The sequence below is a fragment of the Flammeovirga sp. OC4 genome (genome assembly GCF_000812565.1).
In the GTDB taxonomy this organism is placed as follows: Bacteria; Bacteroidota; Bacteroidia; order Cytophagales; family Flammeovirgaceae; genus Flammeovirga.
On record NZ_JTAM01000114.1, the window covers coordinates 1 to 13,130 of the forward strand.

At 35.6% G+C, this 13,130-nt stretch carries 9 protein-coding genes; 7 read left to right on the forward strand and 2 right to left on the reverse strand.

Annotation, left to right across the window (positions count from 1 at the left end; genetic code table 11):
- The first annotated feature begins 504 nt into the window (after positions 1 to 504).
- Positions 505 to 2,604, forward strand: a complete 2,100-nt coding sequence (locus PL77_RS28920) for a glycoside hydrolase family 97 protein (protein ID WP_044213254.1) — start codon at positions 505 to 507, stop codon at positions 2,602 to 2,604.
- Between the two features lie 178 nt (positions 2,605 to 2,782).
- Positions 2,783 to 5,284 carry a glycoside hydrolase family 2 TIM barrel-domain containing protein gene (locus PL77_RS28925; RefSeq protein WP_052444829.1) on the forward strand — a complete coding sequence of 834 codons (2,502 nt, stop codon included), beginning with the start codon at positions 2,783 to 2,785 and terminating at the stop codon, positions 5,282 to 5,284.
- 146 nt (positions 5,285 to 5,430) lie between these two features.
- On the opposite strand, the gene prmC is transcribed toward PL77_RS28925, so the two are convergent.
- Positions 5,431 to 6,261, reverse strand: a complete 831-nt coding sequence (gene prmC / locus PL77_RS28930; RefSeq protein ID WP_044213256.1) for a peptide chain release factor N(5)-glutamine methyltransferase — start codon at positions 6,259 to 6,261, stop codon at positions 5,431 to 5,433.
- A gap of 217 nt (positions 6,262 to 6,478) precedes the next feature.
- On the opposite strand from prmC, the gene PL77_RS28935 reads away from it, so the two are divergent.
- Entirely contained in the window at positions 6,479 to 6,967 is a 489-nt protein-coding gene (locus PL77_RS28935) for a hypothetical protein (RefSeq protein WP_044213258.1), read from the forward strand.
- 465 nt (positions 6,968 to 7,432) lie between these two features.
- On the opposite strand, the gene PL77_RS28940 is transcribed toward PL77_RS28935, so the two are convergent.
- The gene (locus PL77_RS28940; RefSeq protein WP_044213260.1) at positions 7,433 to 8,731 is read right to left on the reverse strand and encodes a Y-family DNA polymerase; all 1,299 of its coding nucleotides are present in this window, start codon (positions 8,729 to 8,731) and stop codon (positions 7,433 to 7,435) included.
- A 1,065-nt stretch (positions 8,732 to 9,796) separates the two neighbouring features.
- Here PL77_RS28940 and PL77_RS28945 point away from each other — a divergent pair.
- The 4 genes from PL77_RS28945 (at position 9,797) to PL77_RS31245 (ending at position 13,002) form a co-directional block, all read left to right on the forward strand.
- The gene (locus PL77_RS28945; RefSeq protein ID WP_044213262.1) at positions 9,797 to 10,162 is read left to right on the forward strand and encodes a hypothetical protein; all 366 of its coding nucleotides are present in this window, start codon (positions 9,797 to 9,799) and stop codon (positions 10,160 to 10,162) included.
- 173 nt (positions 10,163 to 10,335) lie between these two features.
- Positions 10,336 to 10,842, forward strand: a complete 507-nt coding sequence (locus tag PL77_RS28950; RefSeq protein ID WP_044213264.1) for a DinB family protein — start codon at positions 10,336 to 10,338, stop codon at positions 10,840 to 10,842.
- A 200-nt stretch (positions 10,843 to 11,042) separates the two neighbouring features.
- Positions 11,043 to 11,264, forward strand: a complete 222-nt coding sequence (locus PL77_RS28955; protein ID WP_044213265.1) for a Rho-binding antiterminator — start codon at positions 11,043 to 11,045, stop codon at positions 11,262 to 11,264.
- A 346-nt stretch (positions 11,265 to 11,610) separates the two neighbouring features.
- Positions 11,611 to 13,002 carry a family 43 glycosylhydrolase gene (locus PL77_RS31245; RefSeq protein ID WP_052444830.1) on the forward strand — a complete coding sequence of 464 codons (1,392 nt, stop codon included), beginning with the start codon at positions 11,611 to 11,613 and terminating at the stop codon, positions 13,000 to 13,002.
- The last annotated feature ends 128 nt before the right edge of the window (positions 13,003 to 13,130 follow it).

The window sequence follows — 13,130 nt, forward strand, 5'->3', positions numbered from 1 at the left end:
GAAAGTTAACGATAATTTAGTTTACAATGCAATTACTATGTTGTAAACTAAATTTTCGAATATTTATGGTATTTAGAAATCAGGAGATTTCTGATGATCAGTGGGACACGAATGACGCTTACGCTTAACATTCGCGCCAGTAGGCTTTCTACCATTTTAGTTTGGTAGTATACCTAGCTTTTTTAGCAATGGAAAAAATGAAGAAGAAGGAAATTTGAAAGTAGATTCTATTAAACCTTGTAGAAAGATAGTTTGAAATACAATGAATATATTTTTGAAATACGATATTTTTTATTGATTATAAAGACTTTAGTACCTTATTAAAGTTGAAAGTGAAAGAATCCTCCCCCTAAAAAATAACAGTATTATAAGGTAATAATTCCTCGATTTTATACTCTCTTAAAAATTACCCGATTTTTCATACTATTTATACGGCTTCTCTACCTGCCCCTTTTCTATCTTAAGGTATTCAATAAAGCACTGAATTAACAAAACTATCAAAGTATGAAATCTTTTTTTTTACTATTACTGTCTATTGTATTTCTTTCTTGTGGACGGAATGAAGTACTAGAAGTAGCATCGCCTGATGCTAAAAACAAAATCAATTTTTCTATCGATGAAAAAGGACGAGTTTTTTATGATATTCAAAGAATTGATCGTCCTGTCCTGACGAAATCAGCTCTTGGTTTTACATTGAAAAAGGCAGATTTGAGTGATGATTTTGAGGTACTTTCCTCTTCGATTACATCAAGCTCTACAACTTGGGAAACTGTATGGGGGCAACATCAAGAAGTATTGAACCATTACAATGAATTGACCTTACATTTAAAGCAAAAGAAAAGTGGTATTTTGATTGACATCATAGCAAAAGCATTTGATGATGGAATCGCTTTCCGTTATGTTTTTCCGGCACAAAATGAACTGAAGGATTTTATTATCATGGATGAAAAAACAGCGTTCAACTTTGCAGGGGATTACAAGGCTTGGTGGAACTTTGCGGATTATGATAATTATGAAAAAGAGTATTATAACTCTCCAATTACTTCTATTGGTGATACAGTAAATTTTGCAAGAAGACCCGATAAGGAAGAACGTGCCAATATGTGTAATACCCCTTTAACGGTGGAGGTGAGTGATGATTTAGTGATCAGTATTCATGAAGCAGATTTGACGGATTATGCAGGGATGAATTTACTGAATCAAAAAAATGGTCCGAATCTAAAAGCTCACTTGACACCTTGGATGAATGGCGATTTGGTGAGAGCAAAAACACCTTTTCAAACTCCTTGGAGAACGATACAAATGGGTGAAAATGCAGGTGATTTAGTGGAATCTAATATGATTATGAATTTAAATCCTCCTTGTGTTTATGAGAATACAGATTGGATAGAAACGTATACTTACATCGGTATTTGGTGGGAGTTGCATATTGGAAAAACTTCATGGGCAGAGAAAACGCAATTTGGAAAACCATTGTCCAAAAATAGACCTCATGGAGCGACGACTGAAAATGCCAAATACCATATTGATTTTGCAGCAAAACACGGTATTAAAGATGTCTTGATTGAAGGATGGGATAAAGGTTGGGATGATATGACAGGATCGTGGACCGGTTATGGCATTTTTGATTGGAGTACATCCACAAGTGATTTTAATATTCAAGAGGTGTGTGACTACGCCAAGGAAAAAGGGGTAAGAATGATGATGTATCATGAAACGATTTCGGATATAGATCATTATGAACCAAGGATGGATACGCTATTTAAAATGTGTAGAGACTTGGGGATTAAAACCGTGAAAGTGGGGTACACCGGGGATGTGAATTATGATTATGAACGAAATACTTATAGACAACATCATCATGGGCAATACATGGTGCGTCACTACAAAAAAATGATTCAGACGGCAGGGAAACATCAATTATTGATCATCAATCATGAACCGATCAAGTTTACCGGCGAACAGCGTACTTACCCGAATATCATGGCTCGTGAAGGTGTGAGAGGACAAGAGTATAATGCATGGAGCAAAGGAAATTCTCCAGAACATGGTGTGGTACTTCCTTTTACAAGAATTTTGGGAGGCCCCATAGATTTTACACCGGGCATTTTTGAAGTGATGCTTCCGCAAAGAAAATGGGCGAAGTTTGAAATTCGAGTGAGAACCACTGTAGCGAAGCAATTGGCCTATTATCTAACGATGTTTAGTCCTATCCAGATGTTAGCAGATTTACCTAAAAACTATGAAGGAAAACCTGCTTTTGAATTTCTGAAAACAGTACCGACCAATTGGAGCAAAACCAAAGTATTGAATGCTAAGATAGGAGATTATTATACTGTAGCGAGAAAAGAAAGAGGTACGGATAACTGGTATTTGGGAAGTATTACAGACGAAAATGCTCGTCAACTTACAGTAAAATTAGATTTCTTAGACCCTGCTAAAACGTATGAAGCTATCATTTATGCCGATGGAAAAGATGCGGATTGGGTCACCAATCCTTATCCTGTAGAAATCTCTAAAAAGCAGGTGACTTCAAAGGATGAATTAGAAATCAAATTGGCAACAAGTGGCGGGCAAGCTATTGCATTTATCGCTCAAGAATAATCAAATAAGGGAATGTTTCAAGTGTTAAGTCGATAGACGTCACTTGGAACAGACTATTGGCGAAGTCTCCCGACTTCAAAACAAAGGAACATAAATAGTATGTGTACTCGAAATTGGAAGACATAAAATAACATTAGTAATGCACGCGCACACACTTGAATTATAACAACAATCAACAATGAAAAATATAAAAAAATATAGCCTCCTGTTATTGCTTTTCGCTTTACTAGGAGCATGCAACACCAAAGGAACATCACCAAGAGTAGCAGCCGATTTTAATGAAAAATGGCAATTCTATTGGGCAGATTCCATCGATTCAGAAATGGTGGAAAAGGATAAAGTACAATGGAGGGAAGTGACATTGCCCCACGATTGGAGTATTGAAATGGAGTATACACACGATAATACGGCAGGGTGTACAGGCTATCTTCCTGGCGGAATTGGGTGGTACAAGAAAACGTTTACAATGCCATCAAAAGCAAAAGAGAAGAAAACGTGGATTGAATTTGATGGAATTTACAGAGACTCTAAAATCTGGGTTAATGGCAAATATGTGGGAGGTAGACCTTATGGTTATTCTGCTTTTAAGATTGATTTGTCAGACCATTTAAACTATGGAGAAAAAGCCAATGAGATTATTGTGAAGGTGAATCGAAAAGCCTTTATGGATGCACGTTGGTACCCTGGAAGTGGTATTTACAGAAATGTAAAATTAGTGACAGTCAATCCTGTTCATATTGCACATTGGGGGACTTTTGTAACCACTCCTGAGGTAAGTAAAGAGATTAGTAAAGTGGCCATCAAAACTTCAATTGTGAATGAAGAGCAATCTTCAAAAAACATTAAAGTGACACAGCAGATCAAGGATGCAAAAGGACAAGTGGTGAAATCAAGTTACTCAGAGGTTGAAGTTGAGTCAGGAGAGAATACTTTTAAACAGGAACTGACGATTGAAATGCCTTCTCTTTGGTCAGATGATGATCCTAATCTTTATCATTTGTTGACCACATTGGAAAGTGATGGAAAAGTTTTGGATGAATATACCACTCCATTTGGTATAAGATCGATTCGTTTTGATGCAAAAAGAGGCTTTTTCTTAAATGGAGAAAACAAAAAACTAAAAGGTGTGTGCTTACATAATGATGCAGGTGCAGTGGGTAGTGCCGTTCCGATTGATGTATGGAAACGTAGACTTCGCCTATTAAAAGAAGCGGGAGTCAATGCCATCCGAACGGCACATAATCCTGCATCGGCTGACTTTATGGATTTGTGTGATGAAATGGGTTTCTTGGTACAAGTGGAGGCTTTTGATGAGTGGACCGTCAATAAAAATAAGTGGATTGATGATAAACCGAATGCTTGGAAATTTGACTTTGGAGACAAAGCCACAGGTTATGCAGGTTTGTATGAAGAATGGGCAGAACGTGATTTGAAAGATATGATCAGAAGAGACCGTAACCACCCTTCAGTGATCATGTGGAGTGTTGGGAATGAGATTGAATGGACGTTTGGCTATTATTGGAAAACGGCAAGCTCTAATCAAGCTGATTTTAATAAAGTATTGGACAAGACAAGTGGTGGAAACTTACAGTTAGTTGCACTTGCTCGTCAATTGCATCAATGGGTGAAGGAAGAAGATACTACTCGACCGTCAACGGCAGGAGAGGTATTGCCACAAGCCGGAAACCTTACGGGGTATTGTGATGCAGTAGATGTAACGGGCTACAATTATCAAGCACATCATTACGATGCTCATCATGAAGCCTATCCCAATCGAGTGATTTATGGTTCTGAAAACTGGGCACAGTGGCAGGAATGGAAAGATTGCTTAGAAAGAGATTTTATATCGGGTGTATTCTTATGGCCAGGCATCAGTTATTTGGGAGAAACAAGCACATACCCAAGCAAGGCGTCACGAGTTGGATTAATGGATATTGCGGGCTTTAAAATGCCAGTGTATCATTTCTTCAAAACATTATGGAATGACGAGCCTTCGGTATATTTCGCTACTCAGAGAACCGCTGACTCTCATTATTTATTAAAAGGAAAAGAAATAATAGAAAATCCCCAAAAGAAAAGACCTACAAAGTGGCACTGGGCTGATTTGAATAGTCATTGGAATTACGAAAACAATGAATCTGTTTATATCGAGGCTTACACAAATGCCGAAGAGGTTGAACTTTTCCTTAATGGAAAATCATTGGGTACTCAACGCTTAAAAGACAATGAAGACCGACTAATGAAGTGGATTATTCCTTATCAAAAAGGAAAAATTAGAGCTGTAGCCAAAACAAAAGGAAACGTAGTGGCAGAATATGAAATCAAGACTGCGAATAAACCACAATACGCAAAATTGAACCTTGACCAACAAAAAGTCAAAGCCAATGGGAAAGATGTGGTACATGTAGTCGCTCAATTACATGATGTGGATGGTAATCCAGTAAAACATATTAATAAAGACATCAAGTTCAAAGTAAAAGGAGATGCAAAAATCATCGGTATTGATAATGGTTTAACGGACAATACGAATTCTTTCAAAGCAGATCATTGTATTACTTCTGAGGGGAGAGTTTTACTATTGGTACAGGCAGGGAAAACGGAAGAAAACGTAGTTGTAGAAGCCTTAGTAGACAATATTGTAATTGGAGAAAGTAAGTTTGAAATGGTCAATGAATTTTAGTTTGCATACTAGCCTGAATGTGAAGAGGAAGCGACATTCGTGCTTTAAGAATCCAAAAAAGATGTACTAAGAACAAGTAATTTCGCACATCATAGTTTCAACTATGGTGTGCGAAAATTTAACCTTGCACACTTGCAATACAGATTTTACAACTGTCCTTTTACGATTCTATCTTTACCCTGAAAGTCCTTAATGATCTCAGTGTTTGTAAAACCTCTTTCTATTAGAAGCTGTTCCGTTTCTTTACCGAACTGTTCATTAATTTCGAAATAGAGCCATCCGTTTTTCTTCAAACGCTTTTGAGCGAGGTCGGCAATTCTTCTATAAAAAATCAAAGGATCCTCATTTGAAACATACAGTGCCAATTCGGGTTCATATCGCACCACATTTTCATCCATAATTTCTTTTTCAGCCTCTGTGACATAAGGAGGATTACTCACCATGACATCAGGTTGATCAAGATCGTCTAGATTTTCTTCTAATATATTTTTATGGAAAAATTGTGTAGTTGCTCCTAGTTTTTTGGCATTTTCGGTGGCCTTCTCCAGTGCATTTTTATTGATATCCAATCCAATAGTTTGAAGTTGACTTTCCAAAGCGAGTGAAATTGGAATACATCCAGAACCTGTACCAATATCAATCAGTAGGCCTTCCTTATGATGTTGGAGAATATGCCATACCAACTCTTCCGTTTCTGATCTAGGAATCAAAGTGTCTTGATTAAGCAGGAACTTTCGCCCATAAAAATCACCTTCACCAATGATATATTGAATCGGTTCATGATCCAATAGCCTTTCCAAGTCGGTATCATAAGTAGTGGTGGCAATATCGATCTCTTTTTGATCTAAAAGTATGTTTACTTTATCGAGTTGAAGGCGTTCTTCCAACCAAATATAGGCAATACTTTGTGCCTCATTTTCATCATAAATAGCGGTTAACGCTTGGGTTAATTGCTGATGTAATTCTTTCGCCTTCATAGATTTGTTTTTCTTTTTATTGCAAAACTATTTATTGTCAACCACTTTTTTTGTTAACGACTTCTTAACAGGGCTTAAAACGCTTTATAAACCTGTTTGTTTTGCCTAAAATCACTTGTTTTTTCCTGAAAAAATATCATATTTGAAACGATGTTTCATTTTTTCATATGACTGTCACAATACTACGAATTAAATAATTAGCACGAAAAGTACGAAAATGATTAAAACTCGAAAAAATGCGGCTCCCTCTAAAGAATCCATGGTTGAGATGACTATACAGTATGTTTTGGATGGAGGGGAGTGGTCTTTAAGAAAATTAGCGGCACACTGTGGTACAACGACCAAGGTTTTTTATACTCGCTTTGATGGTGAATACGGTTTAGTTGATGAGATCGTAAAGTTTATTGGTGAAAGAAAAGCCAAGCAATACCAAGAATTAGAACAAACAATCGCTGCCTTCTATCGTTTTGAAATTGACTTCTTCTATGACAATCAAATTCTCATTCAGTTTTTAGAATCAAAAGGAAGAGGAGCAAACCCATTCATGAGATATATACGAGATGCGTATATGACACTTTTTAATGGGGATGTAAACAAGATGATTTTTGCTGGTACTGTAATGTTAGGAGCACAATCAATGCTTGCAAGAGATATAAAAGTAGAACACGAAGTAATCATCGAGTATCTAGCAAAAGGATTACAATAAGTAGTACTAGTGCGTTGCAAAAAGGAGGTCTAAATCAATGAAATAGGGTTTAGGCCTTTTTTATTGGATTCTGTTTCTTAAAATATCATAAAAAGAAAAAGGTCGTGCTCATAGAGCAGGACCTTTAACAACTTAGCTAAAAACTAAAACCAATTAAAAATGAGTTCTTTATAAATATCCCCTTGATGATAAATCAAGAGTACTTTTATGACTTTTTTTGTTTCGTACTTATCTAACTGAATTTCTGTACTTTTTGTTCCCTTGAGAACTAAACTTTAGTACCTTTTAACTCCTTCTTAGAAATGTACATTACAAATGTCAGTAAAATCCTATAATTATGCAATGCATTTGATAGAAAAAGTTGAGGCTTACGTAATGTTTTTATTGTTTATGTTATAAAAGTCCACTTTTAAATGTTTGAAACCTCCTAAATTGTGTATACTTCCTTAGTTATTTCTAATAAAATTATCGTACAAAAGCAATTTCGTTAATATTTGTTGTGAATTTCTGGGACTTATTTTCTTGTTTCATGTCAAAAGGTTGGCGAGCCGCTAATCGTTGAGAAGCAAAGACTAAGGTATTTTTTCCATATTTTCTGTTAATGCGGTCTAGTGTACCTAATAGATGAAATTTTTTTTCAACTTTTTTAGTCTCGTGCACATTGTTTAGTGTTTGTTGAAAAGACTGGTTAGAAGTGATTTTCATAAGATGTACGCCTGCTTTTTTATAATTATGCTTTACTTTGAAAACTTTTTTTAACAAAACTGTCATAATTTTAATTAAGATAGTGGTGTCATCAGTAGGAACATCTAATGTGATTTTTTCACTGGCATAGTAGTGATTTTGTTCTCTATGCTTATCTGTCATGACAAAAACAGAAATTTGTTGTGTCAAACTATGTTGTTTTCGAAGTTTTTCGGCAACTGAAGCGACAAAGCCACACATGATTTCTTTTAACCTGCTCCAATCATTAATAGGAGAAGCAAATGTTCTAGCTGTACCTATCCCTTGTTTTAGAGGAGGTTTTTCTTTAAAGCTATGGCACCTAACGCCTTGTAGCTCCTTATAGATACGCCAAACAGGAGCATGCCATTTCTTTTTGATATAAGCCTCTGGTAGATCCATAAAGCTGCCAATGGTAAATACATTATGTTCCTGTAATGATTTGCAGTGCTGCCGGCCAATTCCCCAAAGTTCATCAATGGGCCAATGGGCAATATACTTTATATCTTCCTGATAAGATCTAAGTTCACATACTCCAGGAAAATTAGGATCTTTTTTGGCAATATGGTTGGCTAGTTTTGCCAAGGTTTTGGTACTTCCAATCCCAACTGCTACCGGAACTCCCGTCTGTTTTTTGATATCTTCCCGGATTAATGTTCCAATCCCAGTGGTTTCTTCAGTATTGGTGAGATCCAGAAAAGCCTCATCAATAGAATAGACTTCAATAGCAGAACCATATTGTCTCAATAATGCCATGATACGTTGTGATAAACTAGCGTACAGTGCGTAATTCGAAGAAAAAACGGCCACTTCTTGCTTTTGCATTACGGACTTCATTTTAAAGAAAGGTGTCCCCATCTTAAAGCCGAGTGCTTTTGCTTTTTTATTGCCTGCAATCACGCACCCATCATTATTTGAAAGGACAACTACGGGTTTATCTTCCAAATCGGGTCTGAAAACAATTTCACATGATGCATAAAAACTATTACAATCAATGAGTGCATATTTATTTTGAGGTCTCCCTAATAAGTCTCTTGTCATTTTTTAATTTCCTTTAAATGTTGAATCGATATTTTTTGCTAGTGTCTAATTGCTAAAGGGAGAGCAGTTGTAAATATAGTAATGTTTATTTATTAATCAATTTATGTTTAAAAATTAATCATTAAATAATTTTTAATGTTATATCATTTTATCTCTATGATACTGAATTGGAAAGGGACAGATTAGATAAATTAATTTCTTTTTATCAAAAATTTTTAAAGAAAAGTGATATGTAAAATGCTGGTTTTTAATGTGTAATAAAAAAAAGATTAAAATTAACATTTGTTTATTATAAAAAAGGTAGGGGGAAAGTGGGGTGAGGTGTATAAGATATAGGAAACACAAAAGAGAACAATATTCAAAGTGAATGATTGCTTCATTTTGAATTGAAGATATAAAGATGATTGTATTGAGTAAATCAATCATTAAAGATTATAGCAATGAGAAATAGTTAGTTTTTGGGTTGGAAAAGAGCTTTGCTTTGCGAGGCTCTTTTTTATTTTATAAGGTTTTTAGAAATCAGGAGATTTCTGTCATCTACAAAGCACGAATGTCGCTATCGCTTAACATTCGCACCAGTGGCCATTCTACCATTAGCATGGTAGTGCTTTCATCGGCCTTGAAGGAAAATGCGTTAAGAATTTCATGGAATGAACCGTTAAAAATGATTTTGTTGTTTGAACATCTCAAAACGACAAAGTTTTGATCGAGTTAGCCTTTTAATAGGTGAGTGGAGTGAAATTTAGCTTTTGTGTTCAAAGCCTAACTTTTTTTGCTTTGTTTTTTCAGTCATGGGAAAATGAAGAAGAAGTGTGCTTGGAAGTGAGACCTTGAAAGTTTGTAAAAATGTAATTTGGGAGTTGACGAAAAATGAGTTTAAAGTGTATTAAAATTCAGATGTTCTAATCTATTTCTCAAAGTTAATTGTTAATGCAAATCAATAAATTGAACGCAATGAGGTACTTAGGAGTTTAAAAATAAAGTAAACATTATTAACCCATTTCATTGCTGAAGTAGTTAATGTGTAAGAAATGAAAGCATTGTAATACTTAAGGAACAAATACTATGAATATCTCATCATCTTTTCTATCAGAAATTTTAAAGGAAAAATTCTACGAATATATTAGTTCTGCAGATCTAGTAGAGGGGTTGAAGTTAGCACGTATTGCACATGAGGGGTTAGCACCAGATGATCAAGAGGAATTGAAGGTATTTATAACTGCTCACAATGTGCCGCATTTAGAGGCAATTATTGAGGAGTTAAACAGAAGAGTTTCTTTAAAATCAAAAATTGCTGATTTACAAGAAGAATTAGATCGTCTTGTGAATATCCAATTTAGCAAAGATTTAAAATATAATGTGGAGGAAGAGATAAATGCGTACATGGATCGAATTATTCTATTAGAAACATGTAATATGCATCAAAACTAACCTTCTTTCAGCCAGTTATGATTCTATATAAAAAGTACAATATCAGGGTCTTGTAATACAAAATTGTGTTACAAGGCCTTTATTTTTTTTCTTAAAATACTTTAAAAGTCCTATCTTTTTTTTGTAAATTCAGTCAACATAACGCAGTACTATCATCCCTAAGGATCTATTTCATGTTGAACACTACTAGAAAATTACGCAAGAGATTTATTGAGTTTATTAACCAATTCTCCGTAGAGGAATTAAACACTATTCCTGTTGGATACAACAACAACATCATTTGGAATTTCGGACACGCAATCGTCACCCATCAACTGCTTACGTATGGCCTTTCTGGCTTGACGCCACCAATGGACAAGAAATGGATCAAGATGTTCCGTAAAGGATCAAAACCAGAACGAAGCCTTTCTGAAGACGAAGTCAATGAACTGAAGTATTTGGCTCTCAAATTACTGGAAAAGCTAGATGAAGATCAGGTAGCAGGTATTTTCAGAAAATACGAATCGTATGTTACAGGCCTTGGTGTTAGGATTCATACAGTGGCCGAAGCTGTGGAATTTAATAATGTACATGAAGGAGTACATTTGGGGTATGCCTTGGGTATGAGAAAAGCATTGAAGTACGAGGAAAAACAACAAGAAGAAATCCGTAAAGAAGAAGCGGTTGTTGTTACTCAGTAGTTTTTTATCAAGGAAAGAGATAAAGCGGAGAGGAAACTATAAATCCTTTTTAGGCTTTTATCTAAACCTTGAAGAAAGAAAATTTTGTAAAGCGGAAGGTGTGGAGTGAAAACTACATTTTCCGCTTTTTTATAATGAAATTGTAGGTAGTTTTTGTCAGTTATTCGATACAATTACTACTTATTAAAAAACGTACAAAGATGTCAAAAAATAAAAATTATCAACCCATAGCATGTGCCACTTATGATCAGTATGAAATATGGGCTATGCATCAAACACTTCTTCATTTTCAATTAAAAGAACGTGAGGTGAAAGCAGTGATAAAAACGCTTGTTGTAGAGAAAAAAGTAGAATACGCCGTACTTGATAATGGGGAGAAAGTAAGGCTGGATGAGATAGTAAAAGTGGTAGAGGTGTTGTAATTAAATTATCAATCGAGGTTTCTGCTATCTTTAAGGATATTCCTACCAAACTAAAATGATATAGAGCTCAATGGTGCGAATGTTAAGCGAAAGCGTCATCAGTGCTCTTCAAATCATCAGAAACCTCCTGATTTCCAAATATCATGAACATTTGAAAAATTGGTTTACAAAGTGTTCAGAGCCACAGAGGTTACGGTTTGTAAGATGGGGATTATGGATTATCCGTTAATATGGTGGCTAAATTACGGTGAACTAAGGTGGTTTGTTAATACCTCACCCTAATTTTAGTGCCCCTCTTTTTATTTTCAACTCATTATTTTATTGAAGTAATGAAATGTAACTAAAAATGAGTGATTATTTAAAAGATTTTGTGAGACTACTACCCCTTTTGATGGTTTGTATTTTTGTAGGGTGTTCAACATCCCAAAAATCCCCTCAACTTACCTATGGGATTAATCCCGATGCACTAAAGATAGATGTAATTGTGGAGGAGCATGGTATGGCAGATCCACATGCTCTGATGAAAGGAGATACACTTTATATCATCTGCGGACATGATCAGACTTGGCATCCTATGACTTCTTTCCCCATGGATAGATGGGAAGTATGGTCTACTACTAATTTGAAAGATTGGGAATACCATAGGAGCATTCACCCTAAAGATTTATATATCGGTGATTTACCCAATTGTTTTGCAGGGGACATCTGCGAGAGAAATGGCAAGTATTATTGGTTTTTCTCCAATCGATACCATAATACGGGGGTTGCCGTCGCTGATCAGGTAGACGGAGAGTATAAAGATCTACTTGGTGAGCCCTTACTTCCAACAGATATCATAAAAGAGTCGCCTTATGATCCTGAAATTTTTGAAGAAGATGGCGTTTATACGATCTGTTTTGGTAGTGGAACTTATTATATGGCGACACTTTCAGAGGATATGAAATCGCTTACTACAGCACCTCAACCTATCTTGGTACAAACGAAGGAAGGTAAGAAAGTGAGAGTGAGTGATAAGTCTACTTTATTTAAAAGAGGAGATTGGTATTATTTGGTGTATGGTGATAAGTACGCTATGGCTAAAAATCTTTACGGTCCTTATGAATTCCAAGGAGCCTTTTTGGAAGGAGGTCATACGAGCTTTTTCGAATGGACTGATGGGCAGTTGTATGTTTTACAAGAAAATCATGATATCAGTGCTTTTTACAGAGGGGCAAGCTTAAAACCTGTATTTTTTAATCAAGACAATACTATTTTAATTCCTGAAGATGACCGAATGTACCCTGCTCCAGGAAGGCCTTTCCAATTTAAGAAAAGCACCATGGGATGGATGGCACTCAATGGTACAAAAGTGGTCTATGATGAAGGTAAAATTAAGGGAGAAATTGATGAGAATAATGCAACTATTCAGAGTGCCCCATGGTTGTATACGCAGTCTGACCTTTGTTCTAAAGTGACTTTCCAAATAAAAAATAATACTAAAGCAGAAGAAATGAAATTTGCAATTTATTCTAGGGATGAAGGGAGAGGTTTCTGGAAAACAGGTACAGGACAGCTGGATTGGAGTGCTCAGCAGTGGGTTAGTATACCTATCACTCCCAATCAAAGTGAATTTAAAACATACACTATAGATTTAGCGGAGTTCTCAGATATAAAATCAAGAATTATGCAGGTAGCGTTACAACCTGCAGTGGGTGTGAATGAAGGGAAATGGGAGATTGATCAAATTACGATTCACTAAGTTGTAAAAAGAAGGATGAGGGAAAAGTCGATCTGATTTCCTTATCCTTCATTACATTGTAAGCGAAGTTTTCGTTAAATTTTAATCAACCTTTCTACGAACATTTATAGGCTCTACTTTCAAGCTTC

Coding starts and splice junctions, on each gene's coding strand:
- prmC (WP_044213256.1), bottom strand. CDS start 6,261: ATGAAGGCGAAAGAATTACATCAGCAATTAACCCAAGCGTTAACCGCT.
- PL77_RS28920 (WP_044213254.1), top strand. CDS start 505: ATGAAATCTTTTTTTTTACTATTACTGTCTATTGTATTTCTTTCTTGT.
- PL77_RS31245 (WP_052444830.1), top strand. CDS start 11,611: ATGAGTGATTATTTAAAAGATTTTGTGAGACTACTACCCCTTTTGATG.
- PL77_RS28950 (WP_044213264.1), top strand. CDS start 10,336: ATGTTGAACACTACTAGAAAATTACGCAAGAGATTTATTGAGTTTATT.
- PL77_RS28955 (WP_044213265.1), top strand. CDS start 11,043: ATGTCAAAAAATAAAAATTATCAACCCATAGCATGTGCCACTTATGAT.
- PL77_RS28925 (WP_052444829.1), top strand. CDS start 2,783: ATGAAAAATATAAAAAAATATAGCCTCCTGTTATTGCTTTTCGCTTTA.
- PL77_RS28935 (WP_044213258.1), top strand. CDS start 6,479: ATGATTAAAACTCGAAAAAATGCGGCTCCCTCTAAAGAATCCATGGTT.
- PL77_RS28945 (WP_044213262.1), top strand. CDS start 9,797: ATGAATATCTCATCATCTTTTCTATCAGAAATTTTAAAGGAAAAATTC.
- PL77_RS28940 (WP_044213260.1), bottom strand. CDS start 8,731: ATGACAAGAGACTTATTAGGGAGACCTCAAAATAAATATGCACTCATT.